The 18323-nt window shown below is 64.4% G+C and carries 6 protein-coding genes; all 6 read right to left on the reverse strand.

Going from position 1 to position 18323, the window contains the following annotated elements; genetic code table 11:
- Positions 1-3: 3 nt before the first annotated feature.
- Positions 4-576, reverse strand: a complete 573-nt coding sequence (gene infC, locus ACYVD7_RS14550; RefSeq protein ID WP_460764625.1) for a translation initiation factor IF-3 — start codon at positions 574-576, stop codon at positions 4-6.
- 22 nt (positions 577-598) lie between these two features.
- Complete coding sequence (gene thrS, locus ACYVD7_RS14555) at positions 599-2500, reverse strand: threonine--tRNA ligase (RefSeq protein WP_460764627.1); 1902 nt, start codon at positions 2498-2500, stop codon at positions 599-601.
- 297 nt (positions 2501-2797) lie between these two features.
- Positions 2798-3514 carry an aquaporin Z gene (gene aqpZ, locus ACYVD7_RS14560; protein WP_460764629.1) on the reverse strand — a complete coding sequence of 239 codons (717 nt, stop codon included), beginning with the start codon at positions 3512-3514 and terminating at the stop codon, positions 2798-2800.
- Positions 3515-3524: 10 nt separating this feature from the next.
- On the reverse strand, positions 3525-10439 hold the full coding sequence (locus tag ACYVD7_RS14565; protein WP_460764631.1) for a carboxypeptidase regulatory-like domain-containing protein: 6915 nt from the start codon (positions 10437-10439) through the stop codon (positions 3525-3527).
- A gap of 189 nt (positions 10440-10628) precedes the next feature.
- On the reverse strand, positions 10629-11423 hold the full coding sequence (locus ACYVD7_RS14570; protein ID WP_460764633.1) for a hypothetical protein: 795 nt from the start codon (positions 11421-11423) through the stop codon (positions 10629-10631).
- Between the two features lie 9 nt (positions 11424-11432).
- Entirely contained in the window at positions 11433-18293 is a 6861-nt protein-coding gene (locus tag ACYVD7_RS14575; RefSeq protein WP_460764635.1) for an RHS repeat-associated core domain-containing protein, read from the reverse strand.
- Positions 18294-18323: the final 30 nt, after the last annotated feature.

Below are 18323 nucleotides of genomic sequence, written 5' to 3' on the forward strand. Positions count from 1 at the left end.
TACTCATTTCTTCTTGGGCGCGATCATCATGACCATCTGACGGCCTTCCAGACGAGGACGCGACTCGACGACGATATCGTCGCCCAGGTCCGCCTCGATCCGGGCCGCCATCTCGCGGCCGAGTTCCTGGTGGCTCATTTCGCGGCCACGGAAACGGATGTTGACCTTGACCTTGTCGCCCTCCTCCAGGAAGCGGCGCATGTTGCGCAGCTTGATCTGGTAGTCACCCTCGTCGGTGACCGGCCGGAACTTGAGTTCCTTGATCTCGACCTGCTTGGTCTTCTTCTTGGCCTCGTTCGCCTTCTTCTGCTGCTCGAACTTGAACTTGCCGAAATCCATGATCTTGCAGACCGGCGGATCAGCGTTCGGCTGGATCTCCACCAGGTCGAGGCCTTCATCCTCGGCCATGCGCAGGGCTTCGTCGCGCGTGAGCACGCCGATCATCTCGCCATCACTGCCGATCACGCGTACGCGAGGCACGCGGATTTCGTTGTTCTTTCGATTCGGCTTTTCGGGGGTACTGATGTTGCAATCTCCAAGAAGTCGCCCGTCGCTAGAGGGGCGGATGCCGGCCATCCGAGTGGCCGGGATTTAAACGCTACTGGGCGCTCTCATTGCGTAACCGCGAGGCGAAATCGGCGACGGACATGGTGCCGAGATCTTCCCCTCCCCGCGAACGCACCGCAATCATGCCGTTTTCCTTTTCACGGTCTCCGACCACGAGCAGGTACGGCACGCGCTGCAGCGTGTGCTCGCGGATCTTATAGCCGATCTTCTCGTTCCGCAAATCGGCCTGGACACGGAAGCCTTGATTCGTAAGGGTTTTCCGAACCTCTTCAACCCAATCGGCCTGCGCGTCGGTGATATTGGCCACGACGGCCTGCACCGGGGCCAGCCAGGACGGGAACTGGCCGGCATGGTGTTCGATCAGGATGCCAATAAAGCGCTCCATTGAACCGACGATCGCCCGATGAAGCATTACCGGGTGGCGGCGCTGGCTGTGTTCGTCGACATATTCGGCGCCCAGGCGGCCCGGCATCATGAAATCGACCTGCATGGTGCCCAGCTGCCAGGTCCGGCCGATGGCGTCCTTGAGGTGGTATTCGATCTTCGGGCCGTAGAAAGCGCCCTCGCCCGGCAGCTCCTGCCACTCCACGCCCGCAGCGCCCAGAGCAGACCGCAGTGCGTTCTCGGCCTTGTCCCAGGTGGCGTCGTCGCCCAGGCGGGAGTCCGGGCGCAGCGCGATCTTGATCTGGATCTCACTGAAGCCGAAGGCCTCGTACACCGCCAGCGCCTGCTGGTGGAAGGCCTGGACCTCGGACTCGATCTGGTCCTCGGTGCAGAAGATGTGGCCGTCGTCCTGGGTGAAGCCGCGCACGCGCAGGATGCCGTGCAGCGCACCCGAGGGCTCGTTGCGATGGCAGGCGCCGAACTCGCCATAGCGGATCGGCAGGTCGCGGTAGCTGTGCAGGCCGGAGTTGAACACTTGGACGTGGCCCGGACAGTTCATGGGCTTCAGTGCGTAGGTCCGCTTCTCGGACTCGGTGAAGAACATGTTCTCCTTGTAGTTGTCCCAGTGGCCCGAACGCTGCCACAGCGACACGTCGAGGATCTGCGGGCAGCGCACTTCCTGGTAGCCACTGTCGCGATAGACACGGCGCATGTACTGCTCGACGACCTGCCAGATCGACCAGCCCTTGGGATGCCAGAAGATCAGGCCGGGGCCCTCTTCCTGCAGGTGGAACAGGTCCTGGGCCTTGGCGATCTTGCGGTGGTCGCGTTTCTCGGCTTCTTCCAGCTGCGTGAGGTACGCCTTCAGGTCCTTGTCGTTCAACCAGGCCGTGCCGTAGATGCGGCTGAGCATCTGGTTGTTGGAATCGCCGCGCCAGTAAGCGCCAGCGACCTTCATCAACTTGAAGGCGCGCAGTTTTTCGGTGCCCGGCACGTGCGGGCCGCGGCACAGGTCGGTGAATTCGCCCTGGCTGTAGAGCGAGAGGTCTTCGGTCGCGGGGATCGATTCGATGATCTCGGCCTTGAAGTTCTCGCCCATGCCCTTGAAGAAAGCGACGGCGTCGTCGCGCGACTTCACGCTGCGCGAGACCGGCAGGGCTTCCTTGACGATCTTCTGCATCTCCGCCTCGATCGCCGGGAGGTCCTCCGGCGTGAACGGACGCTCGTAGGCGAAGTCGTAGTAGAAGCCGTTGTCGATGACGGGACCAATGGTCACCTGCGCGCCCGGGAACAGCCGCTGCACGGCCTGCGCCAGCAGGTGCGCGGTGGAATGGCGCAGCACGTCGAGGGCATCGGGGTGCTTTTCGGTGACGATTTCGAGCGAGGCGTCGTTGTCGATGCGGAAGCTGGTGTCGACCAGCGTGCCGTCCACCTTGCCGGCGAGCGCGGCCTTGGCCAGGCCGGCGCCGATGGAGGCGGCGACATCGCCGACGGTCACGGGATTGTCGAATTCACGGCGGCTGCCGTCGGGAAGCGTGATAGCGATCATCGGTTACTCGGGTGCCCGGCGTGCGGGGCCAATCTGGGAAAGGAACGACGCGGCCACGGCCGCAGAAACGGGGCTTACAAATAAAAATAGCGCCGCGAGGGCGCCGTTGAAGGGACCCCGGGACGTTTCAGCGATGGGCGGTGGTAGTGCTCATGTCACACGCTCGGCCGGCAGTTTTGCCGCGGGCCACCTGGATCCGGGCCGCGGGACGGTGCGGCTGGCCCGCCAATGGTTGGCGAGCAGCCTCGACAAGTCAAACAAATACGGAAGGCAACCCGCCTTGGGCGGGCGCCTCACTCACTCGTTGCCACGGGTCGCCGCGGTGTCGTCGCACAGGACTCGCCAACCCACTCCCGCCAGAACCGCACCCAGCAAGGGCGCCACCCAGAACAGCCAGAGCTGCTGCAGCGCCCAGCCACCCACCAGCAGCGCAGGACCGGTGCTACGCGCCGGATTGACCGAGGTGTTGGTGACCGGAATGCTGACCAGGTGGATCAGGGTCAGGGCCAGGCCGATCGCGATCGGGGCAAATCCCGCGGGCACTCGCGATGAGGTCGCCCCCAGGATCACGATCAGGAACATTGCGGTCATCACCACTTCGCTGACCAGGCCGGAGAGCATCGAATAACCACCGGGCGAGTGTTCGGCATATCCATTGGACGCCAATCCGCCGGACAGCTCGAACCCGACCTTGCCACTCGCGATCAGGTAGAGCAGGCCCGCACCGGCCAGAGCGCCAAGCACCTGTGCAACGACGTACTTGGGTACGTCCCGACCAGGAAACCGGCCCGCCACCGCCAGACCCACCGTCACCGCCGGATTGAAATGGCCACCCGAGATGGGACCCAGCGCGTACGCGCCCGTGAGGACCGTCAGGCCAAACGCCAGCGCCACCCCGAGCAGGCCAATGCCGATATCCGGAAAGCCCAGCGCGAGCACGGCACTGCCGCACCCCCCCAGCACCAGCCAGAGCGTTCCAAGACCTTCCGCCAGCAACTTCTTCAACATGGGCATTCCTCAGTACTCAGGGCGATCCGGCGACGCGGATCGATTTGACCAGCGACGCGAGGTAGACGTGACACGCACTCGTGTTCACCGACTCGATCTTCGCCAGTTCGTCGATGGCCTTCAATACGTTACCGATTGCCGTATCACGTTGGCCGGACTGCTGCGCGGTGAGCGCCGCCTGCACCAGTTCCTTCACCCGGGTGCGAGCGTTGCGTTCCGAAGGTGCATTCAGCACCAGGGCATCCAGATCCGTCGACAGCAGGTTCGACAGGTCACGCGACGTGGCGACGGCAATCGGCAGGCTGCTGCTGACCAGAGGCGGCGCAGTTGGCGTCGCTGCGACCAGCAGTTCGGCATTGAGCGGATAGGTTCCGGCGACAACCGGCAGGCGCAGGCCGACCGTGAAGTAGCGGGTTTCATCCAGCCCCAGCGCGAAGCGCCATTGCGACAGCGCATCGTTCAGGATCTCCGCCTGCGGTCGCGCGTCTTCGATCCGCATCGGCGGGGCAACGCGGTTGCGCAGCAGGAACTCCGCCGGCTTGGCCAGGTTGTGGACGCGTGTGCGCACGCTCAGGTAGCTGCCTGCCATGCCGTAGGCAGGTGCCTCGGGCATCACGTACTGGATCGCGCGTGCCAGCAGTGCTTCAGCCTGTGCCGCAGAACCCGTTCCCGCCAACGCTGCGACAAGGTCGAAACCGGCAACAGCCGAATCGCCCTCGCCGTAGCGATTGACCAGGAACGCCGGGAAGCCGTCGACAGTGTCGAAGCGACCACGCACATGCGCCGTCAACGCACCGTAGCGCAATGCATCCCCACTCGCGTCGAACGTACCAACGTTGAAGTCGTCCGACATCACCGCCCGGTGCCGGTTGCCCGACAACTGGCCGTGGAATTGCACGCCCAGCGCAGTGTCGAGGATCTGGTTGCGCGAATCATGGTTGCCGTCCACCAACAGGCCGTCGCCCTGGAACACTGCTTCGCGCAGCTCTTCGGCGAACGTGTTGGCCAGCTTCTGCGCACCGCCGCTGACCCAGTAGGTGTCGTAGCGACCGGTGGCGAACTCACTCGCAAACGCCGCCGTCGTGGTCACGACCTTGTGCTCGATACCCATGCGCGTCAGCAGCGCATCCACGAACGCCGCGCGATCGCGGGTGCACGCTGCGTCTTCGGCGGCACCATTGCCGATGCGACAGGTCATCAGCACCAGCACGCGGCCGGTAGCGGTGATTTCCTGGCTAATCTCCGCGTCGACCTGCTGCTCGAGCACCTTCACCGGCGCGTAGGCCAGCGTGACCAGTCCGGTCTCGACGCGCGCCTGCAGCACCGCCTGGTAGTCGCCCGGCTGTACGCCGGTCGTGTTCCACGGCAGCGAGAAGGCGATGTTTTGCGACACAGGCAGATCGTGCGCCTGCGTCCAGCTGGCAAGGACGGTCTCGGTCTGCGGATCGATCACGCTCACCACCAGCGGAAGCGCCAGCAGATCGGCATTGCCCTGGTTGCGCGCGGTCGCCTGCAGCACGCTGGTCTCACCGATCTCGACCTGTGCGGGGACCGCGACGATGGTGCCGCTCAGCCCCGCGCCACCTGTCGCCGTCGAACGCACCTCGAAGGTCGTTTCCTGCGTATCCAGCAGGGTTCCATCAGCCGCCTTCACCGTCTGCGTCACCGAGTAGATGCCGGCAGGTGCGGCCACCAGGTTGAACGGCACCGTCAACGCCTGCACCGTACTGGCGTTCAGGACATCGATCTGGCGACCTTCGGTGAACAGCTGGTCGCCCGCCGGTGTGTGCACCACTTCGGTGACGGTCAGGTTTTCGTAGCGGCTGTTCAAGGTGAGGTTGCGCACCTTGCCCAGGATGGCCACGGTATCGAACGGGTCATAGATCGGCTTGTCCGTCGCCACGGAGGAACCGATCTGCGGACCGGACGAGGTCGTGATGATCTCGAACGGCTGCCACGTCTCTCCCCACACCTGCCCGCCCGGCCCCAGAAGCACGACACGGGCCCGGTAGTTTCCGGCTGGCGCGGTTCCTGTGTTCCAGGGTTGTGGCAGCGTCTGCTCGGTACCGATGGTCATTCCAGTGAAGGCCACCGTGGACAGTTCCGCGACCTGGGCCCCCGCCGACGTTTCGATGAAATAACGCAGGCTGCCGCTGGTATAGGAAGAACCGTTGTTGCGCACGGTCGGCTTGACCAGCACGTCCTCGTTTGCGCGGAACACGTTGTTGTTGAGCAGCAGGCTCAGTTGGTACTTGCTGAGCGCGTGCACAGTCGGGACGGCGATTGGTGCTTCGACCGTTTCACCGTTGAAGCTGTTGATGAATCGCAGGTACGCGCGCCGCGCGATCGCGCGCCACTCGTCGACCTTCATCGAAATCAGGTTCAAGGTGAACTTGAACACGCCACCCGAAGCGTTGATGCGGCCGAGCTTGTAGAAGTACGACGAGGAACCGTCCGCGTTGGTCACACTGCTGTCGGCCGCCACGGACGAACCCAGCACCTGCACGTCCGGACCGAATTCCAGGCCCAGCCCCACATCGATGCCGCCTAGTCGGGCTACCGCCTTGGGCAGGTAGGCCATGACGTAGCTTGTGGCACCCAGGCGGGTGCTGAAGTACTGACCGCTCCACGAACCGTCGGATGACTGCTGGGTCAGCAGGTACTGGACCGTCTTGCGCAGCACCGGGTCGGTCGGATCCGGATTGGTGTAATCCAGTGCCGTGCCGACGATTGCCGTCGTCAGCGGGTCCGATCCGTAGCTCGGGTAACGACTCCACCCACCGTCGGCACGCTGCGCCGCACGCAACGCATCGCGCAACAACGGAATTCGGGTATTCACCTTCGCGAGCAGGGTCTGGTCCTGGATGTACGGCCTGGCTTCCGACAGCAGGATCAGCCGGAATGCCTCTGCCGGGACGCCATAGTTGCTGTACGTCTCGAAGTGGCGCGCCGCCTTCTCCACCGCCACCCGCATTTCCGCCACGCGCGTGGTGATATCGAACGTGGTGGTATTGAGCTCAGCGATCTGCGCGGCACCGGGGTTCAACGCGAACACCCGACCGCCCGCTATCGCCACCTTCGTGTGCCCGCCGGCACCAGTGAATCGTTCGATGACGCCCGTCTTGCTGATCTCGTAGAGGGCGTCGGTTCCCGGCGCGAAACCGCGTCCGGCCCCATCGAAGACCACGTCGCGCAAGGCGTTGAGGTTGCCCTGGAACGTGCGCTTCTGGGTGCCGTCGCGCAGCACCTCCACTGGCACAAGGCCGTTCCCGGTCAGGATCAGGCTGCCATTGGGGGCAGCGGTCAAGGATTCGAACGACGTCTGGATCAGGCCCTGTGTCGAAACCCGCACCGGCGCTGCGCCCGTAAGGCTGACCAGATAGACGGAACGATTGGCGCGGTTCAACGCGATGATCTGGTCGTCATGGGTGTAGTCGATGGCGTCAGCTGCCACCGGCAACGTTGCCACAACAACATTCTCGGTTGGCGTCACGCGCTCGACGACAGGCGACTGGCCTGCCTTGGCCGTCGAGGAAACGTACAGCGTGTTGTTCTGCCCGATGGCGATCGCGTTGTAGATCGTCCCGAGCTTGGCTGTCGCAAAGAGCGTGGCCTGCTGCGTAGATGGATCGTAGGCGTAGATCTTGCCGTCGACCTGCAGCGCGTAGAGCAGTCCGTCGGCGCCGCCTGCGATGTCGACCAGTCGCGCCGGTGTGGTGGCGCGATTGGCGGTTGTGTACTCGTGGATCTGGCTGATGCCCAGGCGCTGCGCATCTGCCAGGACGCTGGCAATGCCTTCCACGACGGTCGCCGTCGCTGCCGGATTCTCGGTAATCCAGCCGGTGGGATGGTCGTACCACCAGTACACGCTGTTGGTCGGTGCGTATTCGGTGCGCCGTCCATACAGGTAATCGGCCATGCGATAGCGCGCGTTGAAAGTAGCAGCGCGATCGGGCCAGGCGACCATGCTCCACAACGCCAGAATGGTCGGCGTTTCGCGGTAACCGGCGGCATTGTTGGCATTGATCGCACGATCGCTGTGGATCGTCGCGCTCTGCGAGTTCTGCAGGAACAGCGCCGCGGACTGATCGATGTCCGCCTTGTCCAGCGAGCTTCCCAGTCCGTAGAGACTCTGGGTCTGGATGTGGCAGCCCAGGCAGCCATTGGTGTTCTGCCAGTTCAAGGCATTGGTCGCCGTGTAGGCACCGCCTCGCGTCACGGCCGCACGCACGAGCTTGAACAGTGGATCGGCCGCCTGTCCGGTCGGGTTGTTTACGCCCTTCACCGTGAGAGTGGCTTCGACTGTCTGGTTGCCTTCGGCCGTCTCGGTCGGGTTGACGGTGAATTCACCGGTCGCGGCATCACCGATGTAGAACTCTCCGGTAACGGCGCCGCTCACGGTCGGATTGGTCGAAACGACCTGCAGGTCGTACTCGGCGCCAGTCGACGTAGGCGCCCAATGGCCGAAGTTCAGCTCGGTGATGTCGCTCGGCAGCAGTTCCGGCATGACGACGGTGACCGTGTGCGCCACGGCGCCGCCTGCGCGATCGACGACCGACAGCCTGGCTTCGCCGGCGGGAATGGTGTCGTTACCCATGTTGCGCACGGTCGCAGTGAAGTCCACACCGCTGGGGGCGTTGGGAATCATCACCGGCGGCGACGGCGTCACCAGGCCTTCGATCACCAGCTTCGACCTGATCTGGATCTCACGACTGGCCATGCCGTAGATCAGGCCCAGTGGCGTGGAGCGCTGGATGCTGCCCGGCTGCACGACGTGCAGGGCCAGCGTGTACGTTCCCGCAGGCAGGTTGGTCGCCTTCCAATCTGCGACGAAAGCCCTGGATTGCTTCGGGTCGAATTCGTACTGGCATGTTGCCGGAATGCCCGCGACCTCCGCACCGCAGAAGTCCGCGACCTTCATGCCGGCGCTGTCGAGCAGGCGCACCAGCACCAGCGCAGGCTTGGCCTCATTGTTGAGGTTGGCGATCTCCGCCGTCACGCGCATGGTTTCGCCCGGCAGTACCGACGAGGGCGTGGTACGCAGGTTGACTACCTGGAAACTGCCCTCCAGCACGTCGTCCAGCGTGGCGTCGATGCGATAGGTGCCGGGGTTCTCGAGTCGGGTGAACGCGGTACGAGGCTGGAAGCCCGCCGCCGAGAACGAAAGCTCGACATCCTGCACGCCGGCGTCGTCGATCCGGTACGCGCCACCCGCGTCGGTGCTGGCAACATCGGCGCCGTTGAGCGTCACGGTTACACCGGCGATGGGCTGTCCGGTCGCACTGGAGGTCACGGCGCCAATGATCGTGCGATGCGGCGTCTGCGCCTCGCTCATGGCGATGCGGCCGAAGTCGTTGGCACCGTTGGCCAGTACGCCGCTGAAGCTGATGCTGTCGAATCCAGTCGCCTGCGCGCCACCCGTGAAGGCACCTGGCGTCAGCGCGGACAAGCCGAACCGGCCCTGGGCATCGGTGGTAGCCGATTGCCCGTTTACCTGCACCGTCGCTCCGGCAATCGGACTGCCATCAGCAGCCTTCACGACCACGCCGGTGGCGCTCGCATCGCTGGGCGGCGTCTGGCCGTCCGGCGTCAGCGCCGGCGAGAACTTCACGACCGTGCGGGACGGCAGTTCGGCAACCTGAGTCAGGGTCTGGTAGCCGGCCAGGCTCACCTGGATCGAGTAATTGCCCGCCGGCAGCCCCATCAGCTCGTAATCGCCCTGCGCATCCGTCTGTGTCTGCGTGTTGAGTGGGCCGGAGACCTGCACGGCCACACCCGCCAGCGGGTTGCCATTGTTCGAACGGGTAACGTGGCCACGCAAGGCGGACGTGTTGTCTGCCAGACCGAGTGAAATGCGACCAAGGTTGGTCGTGCCGCCAGCATCGACTTGCGCCGGTCCGGAATACGCCGCGTAACCAACATGTGTCACCGCTACGGTGTAATCACCGGCCGGGATGCCATCGAGCACGAACACGCCATTGGCATCGCTGAACACCGTCGTCGGCCTGCCCGCAACGCTGATCATCGCCTGGGGCAGCGGGAGGCCCGAACTGGCGTCGTAGACCTCGCCCACGATGCGACCCGCATCCGTCGAGGGCGCGCTCGCGGCCAGCCAGAGCGCACGCAGGGCGAGCGCGGTTACGTATGGATCATCGTTCCAGCTGCCGTCGCCCGATTGGGCGTTGCGCAGTGCCGTAACCGCGGCGGAGGCATCGGCAACCGGGCCCGATTGCGCCAGCGCGATGGTGGCCACGGCATTGTCGACGGTGTCGGCGTAGGTGCCGCTCACCTGCTGCGCGACCAGCGCCGTGCGCGTCCGCTGGATGGCAGTGGCAAGGCTGTAGTCACTGCGGAAGCGCGCGAATGCCTGCAGCGCGTACGACGTGGCGAAGGTGGCTTGCCCGAGGCTGTAGCTGCCATCCGTGTTAGCCGCGCCGCCGAGGTAACCGAGCGCCGCCTGTGCCCGTGCATTCCGCGAGATGCCGCCGGCGCGCATCGCCAGCAACGTGAGTGAGGTGTCGAGGGGATTGCTGGGTTGCCCGGTCGCGCTGCCGAAACCGCCGTCGGCATTTGCGCGTGCTACCAGGACGGAGAGCTCTTCCCCGGCGTCCTGGGTGCGCCCGATGGCGCCCAGTCCGATCACCCGGCGCGCGAGCAATTCCGTGGAGAGGCCGGAGATTTCGCTGAGCGAAAGATCAGGCAATGCGCTCGTGCGCCCTGCCTGTGCAAGGGTATGCGCGGTTTCGGTGCGCGCCTGCTCGACGACTGCAAGCGATGCGCTCTCGGACCCCAGAGAGCCGTTGCTCAGCACCTGCGCCTGCAGCCAGTCCAGGCCGCGATTGAGGGCTGCATCTTCTGCCGAGCTGTGGACGCCGAACAGCATCGCGATGGACGCAATGCCGATTGCGAATAGTCCCCTGATTCCCTTCATGTTCTCGCCCCCAAGCGGCACCCACACCGGCAAATGCGACGCCTACGTCGCGCTCGACACATCAACTCAACCTGGAGAGCCTGGATTCCCAACCATTGCCGGGACACCTTGAACTTCTCCACGGAAACTCGGTACCAACGCGTACCTTCATGTTTCCTTCCCATCTCTGCGACCAGCATTACCCAGCAACTATTCTTCGATTTCGAAACTGAAAATGCCGATTTCGTAACCCGCATCGACAAGCCCCTGCTTGGCGATCTCCACCGCGCGGGGGCCATCGCTGACCAGAAAACCCAGGTCGTAGCTACCACCGCCAGAAGAGGCCCCGTCAAAACACCCGAGCCGGTTCTCTTCCAATCCGCGCTCGATGATTTCCCGGACGGCAGCACGCCTGGCGAATCCCGCTTCCGGGGTCAACCCGGTCTCGGCGAAACTGATTTCAAGTCGTATGTCGCCGGAATTCCCTGTGTCGGCATCAACTCCTCGCGGCACCACGCCTGCAGCGGTGGCGGCGTTCACGGATTCCAGGTCGATGCCTTCGTTGACAGCGAAGTCGGCAATTGCCCGTGCTGGTTCACGCAAAGCCACGGCAACCTGCGCGACCACCGAGGACAGGCATCGACGCAGGGGCGGCACCAGGTCCTCCGCGGTGGGAAGCGGAGGAAGGCCTTCCTTCTTGCGCGAACGCTCTTCCCAAGGCGTGAGGTCTATGTCGCATGCGGCAACGTATTCGCGTTGCTTGACTAGGTGGCGCCATGCGGAAGTACGGCCGCAATGAGTCGGCAGCCGTTTCTTGTCGGGACCGATTCGGTTCAGGCTGACATTCACGTAGATCCAGTGCAGGTCGACATTGGCGAAGAGCCCTGCCGCGGCCGCCGATTGGACGACTTCGGCTTCAACGCGCCGGTAGACATTCCCCTCTCGTTCCATGAACCGGGTAAGGCGACTGGGTGCGTAGTCGGTCACGCCGAACTTGATTTCCACACTCCCTCCTCAACGCGGCCTTGGCCGCGACTGGTTGCCCGGCAGTGAATTACCCCGCATGCGCAGGTCCACCTGCCGCATGTATTCGAAGGCTTCAGCTGCTTCGGTGCCACAGATGAACTTGAGCGGGACGCACTTGTAGTCCTGTTTCGTGGTTCGCTCCAGCAGGCGCCGTTGACCTTCGCAACGTGAAAGGGATTCACCGCTCCCGATGCCGATCTTGAAGATCATCCCGTCGGACTGTCGCTGCAACTGGTAGACGTTCTTCAGCCCCTTGTAATCATGGCTGCGCTTGTCCTTGCTGCATGGGCTGCAGTCAGGCTTGTTCTTCCCATCGATGCGTCGGGCGGCCGGCCCCAGGCTCAAGCCCTTCTCGCCGTTCGGGTCTATGTACCAGAGCGGCTCCGATCCGACGTAGTTGTAGGTGGCCAGGTCCCCGTCCAAGCCTAACGGGTCGCTCTGAACATACCTGCCTAGGCTTGGGTCATAGTCGCGCAGGTAGTTGTAGTGCGTCCTGGTGACCGCATCGTACTGCTGACCCGGGAATCGCAAACGGTAGGAGAACTCGCCCAGTCCGCTGGCGTTTTCCTCTGCGGGACCATCGCCGTACGGCCCGCTATCCCAGCGCCAGACACTCTGACCAGCCCCGTTGACGATATTCCTCGGAGTATCCAGGTGATCTGGCTGCACCAAGTAGGCGACCGCGCCGCCCACCGAAATGCCGCCAAACTGGCCGCTCGTTGCAGGTGACTTGAGGACGGCAACCGGCGTATTTCCCAGCCACACATGCTCGGCCAACAGGGCGCCGCTTGCGGCGTACTCGCCGAGCAAATGACCGCCTTCGTCATATACAAACTGCGTAAAGGCATTGCCTACGACGCCAACCGACGGACAAGCGCCTACACCTGTCGCCACGCAAACGCGCTCGCCGAGGCCGTTGTAGGCATAGCTGGCCTGGACGACAGCACCGACGCGCACGTCTACCAGTCGCCCTCGGGACGAATAACGCAGGACTTGGCCATTGGCGAGAATGGTGTTGCCCGCATTGTCGTACTGGCGCCCCGCACCGTTGATGGCGGCCAGGCGATTGCTCGCAGGATCAATGGCGTAGTCGGTTGTAGTGGCTGCACCTGCTGAGCGGACTTCTCGCGTGCGGTTGCCGGCGACGTCAAAGGACCAGCCCAGACTTACGCCCGCGAACGGGCCGCTTCCACTGGCATTGGTGGCGGATTTGAGTCGGTCCAGGTCGTCGTACCCATACTGCCAACTTGGACGACCTGGGGCGTTTTCATCCAACTCCGCGACACGCCCTGCCGTGTCATAGCGCAGGTGGGCCGCATTCACCCCACGTGTATACGCCGTGACGCGGCCGTCGGTATCGAACGCGCGTTCGTAGCGTCCGACCACCGTGGTCCATGCCCTCGGCTCGCCAAACGGGAAGTACTCGACGTCCCTGACGATCGCTACTCCGTTGACGCTGATCTCAAGCACGCGCCCGTCGGCACCATAGCGGTACTTGAGTCGCGCGCCGGATGGGAGGACCGTTTCGTCAAAATGGCCGCCTGCGTAAGTGTAGGCAACCGTCCTGCGTCCTGCCGTGTTGGCATCGTCGCCCAACTGCTGGATTTTTTGCTGCACGCGCCCCTGTGCATCATAGATGTAGCGGGTGCGACCACTGCCGTCACTGAGCGTAGTCAGGCGGCCTTTCGCGCCAAGACCGCCGATGGATTCGTCGTAGCTGTAACCCAGGGTTTCATCCGGGTACACCACCGAGGAAATGCGGTTAGCGGCGTCGTAGCTGTAGGCTGCATTGGCATTGCGTGCATCCAGCCTCGTGGCGATGTTGCCCGCGGCGTCGTACGTGAACCGGGTCACTCCCGTGTCCGGGCTGGTCAGGGTCTCCAGTTCGTTGAAGCCGTTGTAGTCGTAGCTCGTCGCGAGCTGGCGTGGATCGATGACCTTGCGCAAGTTGTCCTGCGTGTCATAGCGGTACTCGACGCTCCCTTGCATCGGGTCTACGGTGGCCATCAGGCGGTTCAGGCCGTCGTACCGGCTTTCGGTCGGGTTCTGGTGCAGCGTCGCCTGGGCGAAGCGCTCGTTACCGTTGTCGTCGTAGGTGTAAAGGGTGGCCTCGTCGACGTTGCTGCCGTAGGCCTTGGCCAGGCGACCGAGCTGGTTGAAGACGCGATGCTGCGTCATCGCCAGCGTGCTCGAGGGATCGTAAGTGTCTTCCTGTTCCCGGTCGCCAGCGGCATTCAGGGAATAGACAATGCGGCTGCCCTTGGAATCGCGCAGGCCCGTCACGCGCTGCGCGTTGTCGTAGCTGTACTCGATCCAGCTGTTGTCCGGCAGGGTCACGCGTTCCAGGGCGCCTTGTGCGGCGTACTTGAATGCCGTGACATCGACCTCGCCACTGGGCGAGGTCAACCGGGACTCCCGCAGGCGCCCACGCTCGTCGTAGCGGTAGTCGGTGATCAAGCCGTTTGGGTCGACCATCTGCGACACGCGGCCATGGCGGTCGTACAGCGGATAGCGGGTGACGAGATCGTTGGCATCGCGCACAAGGGTGCGGTTGCCGGTTGCGCTGTCGTATTCGTAACGAGTGACATCCTGCACATCGGTGCGTGGCCCGTCCTCGAGTGTCACCTGCCCCGCCGCGTTGACCTCATAGGTCCACACGCGGCTCTTGCCATCGACGGTAACGGTGCGCTGCTTCAGGTTGCCGCGACTGTCGTAATCCAGGCGAGTGACCTTGGGCGTGCCGGTTGCGCCGGTTTCGGTGATCACGGTGGGGACATGCCAGGTCGGATGCCAGCTGACGCTGACGGTCTGTGCCTCCGGCTTGCCAACGCCACGCGTCCACTGCTCTGGCAAGCCACGGCCGTTGACACTCACCTGGCTTACGACATTGTTGTTGTCGGTGATCTGGTACGGGTAGCCATTGCCGTCGTAGGTGATCTTCGACGCGCTGCCAGCGCCGCATGTGGCGCATGGCTCGTTGACCTCGGTCATGCGCAAGGTGTCGAAGATGCGCGTGAACCGGTACGTACGGGTGGTGTTGCGGGCGTCGGTGACGCGAGTCTCCAGGTCGCCGTAGGCGAAGGTGACTCTGTCGGCGCCGTCGGCGTGGACGGATTCGGTGACGCGGCTTTCGTCGTCGTACTTCCAGCTGGCATAGCGGATGCCGCGCTCGTCGGTGATGCCGGTGAGCAGGGTCGGCCAACCCGGGACTTCGTAGTGGTAGCGGCGCGAGGTGTTGTCGGGGTATGTGACCGTGGTCAGCGCGCCGTCGACGTATGCGTAGGTGATGCGCTTGTCGTCGGGTTCGATGACCGCAGTTACCTGGCGCGTGACGGGGTCGTGCTCGAAGCGCAGGCTGCGACCGAAGGCATCGGTGACGCTCAGCAGCACGTCGTCGGCGGACGATGTCGCGTTTGCCCCCGGATCGTAGGCCAGGGTCTGGCGCAGGCCGATACGGTTCTCGATGAACTGCAGGCGGCCCTCGGCATCGTAGGTCTCGATCGTGTCGTCCACGCTGCGGAAACGCCAGCCCGTGGTGCGCGCCAAGCCGTCGGTGATGCGCTCGATGCGCTCGGCGACATCGCCGTTGGCGCTGTACTGGCCCGCGCGGTTGTTGAACTGGCGCCATCCGCCGTCCGGGCGCTGCGCCATGACCGCGTCGGGCGCGACCATCGCCGTAGTGCCATCCGGGAACACCAGGCGCTGCTGGTAATCCGCGCTCCACTTGTGGCCCACCGGCGAACCGTTGGGCATGTAGCTGAGATAGACGCGTGTGTAGCTGAGCGGGAACGGACCGGAGCCTTCGTAGTCGGGTTCGATCTGCGTCTTGACGCCGTTGCCGATCGTCACCGGGTTGCCAGCGGAGCCACCGTTCGGCGCCGCATCGCCATAGCCGAAGAACTGCGAATTCGCCCAGTCGTTCGCCGCCTGCATCCCGGGTATGGCGCTGAGGCATCCAGGCAGGTAATTGCAGGCGTAGTCGTTGATGGCCTTGATGCCAAGCTCCGCCATTTCCTCTGGCGTGAGATTGATCAGGCCCTCCATGATCTGTTTGACCCAGGTCGTGACCTCGTAGGCGGCCTGGATCAGCGTGACGGCGATGAGCACCGCATTGACCACCGCGAACACGGCACCAACCGCCGGGCACACCACCGACAACATCGCCATGAGGCCCGCGCGTTCCGCGGCCGCCAGCGCAAGGCCGGCAAGTCGCTTCATCACCAGGGCGATGAATTTCTTCTCGCACAGCACGTTGAGGATCACCGCCTTGGCGATGCATCCCCAGTTGATCGCGCCGTTGAGCCCTCCGTCGACGCGATACACGCCGGCGCCGGTCTCCGGATCGATGATCACGTAGCCCGCGGCTTGCACCCTGCCCTGCGAGAACTCCTTCTCCGGGATGATCACGTACATTCCGGACGCGACCGCGTTCTGGATTTCCGACTTCACGTCCGCCGTGGTCTGGATCTTCGGCAGGATTGTCGCGATGTTGTCCTCGGTGATCGCGTGGATCGGCACCTTGCTGCGATTGGCCCAGGTGAGGATGCTCGACGAGGACAGCGAACGGCCCGGATGCCCACTCAGCAGCAGGTCCCAGGTCATGCCTTCCGCCAGCGAACCGTTGGCGCCGATCTTCTGCACGATCTCGCGGTACTTGTCCGGGTTGTCGTGGACGACTGCAACGCGATCGGCCTTGATGTCGGTGGCGAATCCCGCAAACGAGCCGCTGCGCGGAATGCCGAAGAAGTACCGCACCTGCAGCGGCGCGGCGAACACGCCGACCGACGGCGCACGCAGGAAGTGACCACCGGCACCGCGCGCAAACAGGCTGGCGCGCATGTCGTTGAGCAGCCAGTACTGCACGCCGGCGAGATGCAATGCCTTGTCGACCGGCTGCTTGTCGCCCTCGCCCAGGTCCTGGGCGAAGCTGTCGGCCAGCTCGGGCGTCATCCCGCCCAGGTCGGGGGTGATGTCGATGTGCGAACCCGCGGCAAACTCGTACGGCTCCCACACACCGGAGATGCGGCCCTGCAGGTCCACGACACCTGCCGTCCAGAACTGCGGCGTGCCCATGCGAACCGCACCGGCCTGCGCCAGCACCTGCCCCCCGAGCTTTACCTGCGGGATGACGTTGAACGAGCCCAGCGGCAATGACGCCGCGTTGCTGTCGGCGTACGACTTCAGCGTCAGCTCTTCTTCGGGAGTCGCCGCCTTGGGTTCGACGTACAGCGACTGTCCACCCAGCGTCACGGTCGCGACGCGCAGCGAAAGCATCGGGTTTTCGTAGGCGATGTCGCGCTGGCTGGCGTAGAGCGCGACTTCGAGATAGTGCTTCAGGCTGGCGGGCAACGCCGGGTAACGCGCCTGCGCGGTGCTGACTGCGAAAGGCAGCGTTCCGCTGATGACCGGCAGCTTGCTGGGAACGATTGCGTACAGTCCCAGGCCGCGCTCCGGATCGTTGATGCCGGTCAGGTCGGTCGACTGGGCGATGCGATTGGCGACAGAGTCGCGATAGGCCTGGTACGCGGTGGTGTTGAGGCCGGTGAATGAACCGTCGGGGTTGAACTGCGCGCCCTGCCCGAGCGCGTTGGCGGCGGCCTGCGTATTCCACTGTCCTATGCCCAGCACATCGAGCGGATTGGCGATGCGCGTGTATTGCTTGAAGCTGGCATCCATCGGGATCCAGGCGTCAGGCTGGCGGTTGACCGCTCCGCGCGAGGGCGTGAAGTCGATGAACGCCTCGACCCAGAGGTGCTGCAAGCGCAACGCCTGCGGCTGGCCGTTCATCAGCATCAGCGTGCTGGGAATGCCGGCCATCTGCACGAGGTTCAACGCATCGGCCGTGTCGCGGGCGCGCAGCCAGTTGACGGCGCGCGCAAGCGGGACGTCCACCGTACCGTAGACAAAGCGGGCCGGAATTCCGGACGCGCGCAGCAGCGAGACCAGCAGGCTGTTGATGTCGGTGGCGTTGCCCTGCCGACTGCGCAGCGTCAGGTCCGCGCCCTGGATTGCGCCCTGCCCCGGAATGAAGTCGATGTTGCTGTGGACCCAGTTGTAGATGCGCACCGGGTTGTGCCCGAGCGCATCGGCCTGCGCCTGGATGCGCGGCGTAATGCGGGTTTCCTCGGACTCGGCGAGTTCGGGGACGGCGGTGGCCGCAACATTCGCGGCCAGGAGCGGGTCGGCGACGGATTGAATGCCTGCGCCCTTGGCGAGAAATGCCTGCAGTTCTTCCTTGGTGGCCGCCGGCTTGCGGGTTTCTCGCCTGACATTCTGCGCGCGCACACTCTCCGGATTGAACGCGGGGCGTCGGGTTACATCGGTCTGGGCCAGCTGCGCCGCCAGTGCGTCGAGCGCGGCATCGGCCTCGCCTTCACTGTTCGCGGCGATGGCGCGTTCGATGCGCTCGGCCAGGGGGCGGAACTCCGCCGCGCCCTTGCGGATCGCAGCCTCGTCGCTTTCGAACCGGTTGCGCATCGCGGACGGCATGCGCACGCGATCCATGTCGATGCGGTCTTCCACCGCGGTGTGATTGAGCACCAGGTCAAGGCTGCGCAGCCCCGCCAGGTGCGGCTGCAACCGACGGGCCGTCTCCAGCGCGTTGTCCGCAGGTGCGCCTGCGCGTCCGCGCAATTCGCGCGTGATGCGATCCATGTGCCGTGATGCGGCTTCGAGGCGCATGGACGCCATGCTCTGTGGCGACTGCGCGGCATCCGGTGCAGATGGACTCGCCGTCTGCGCCTGCGGGGCGGACTGTGCGTGGACGGTCGAGTAAGGCGTCGCCAGGCCAGCGAAAAAGCACAACACCGCAGTGAGGCTGGCCAAGCCAGCTCGCTTGAGCACTTCCATGTCCCCTGGTCCCCCGAAACTTTGGTTTTT

The organism is Lysobacter fragariae (assembly GCF_054779775.1).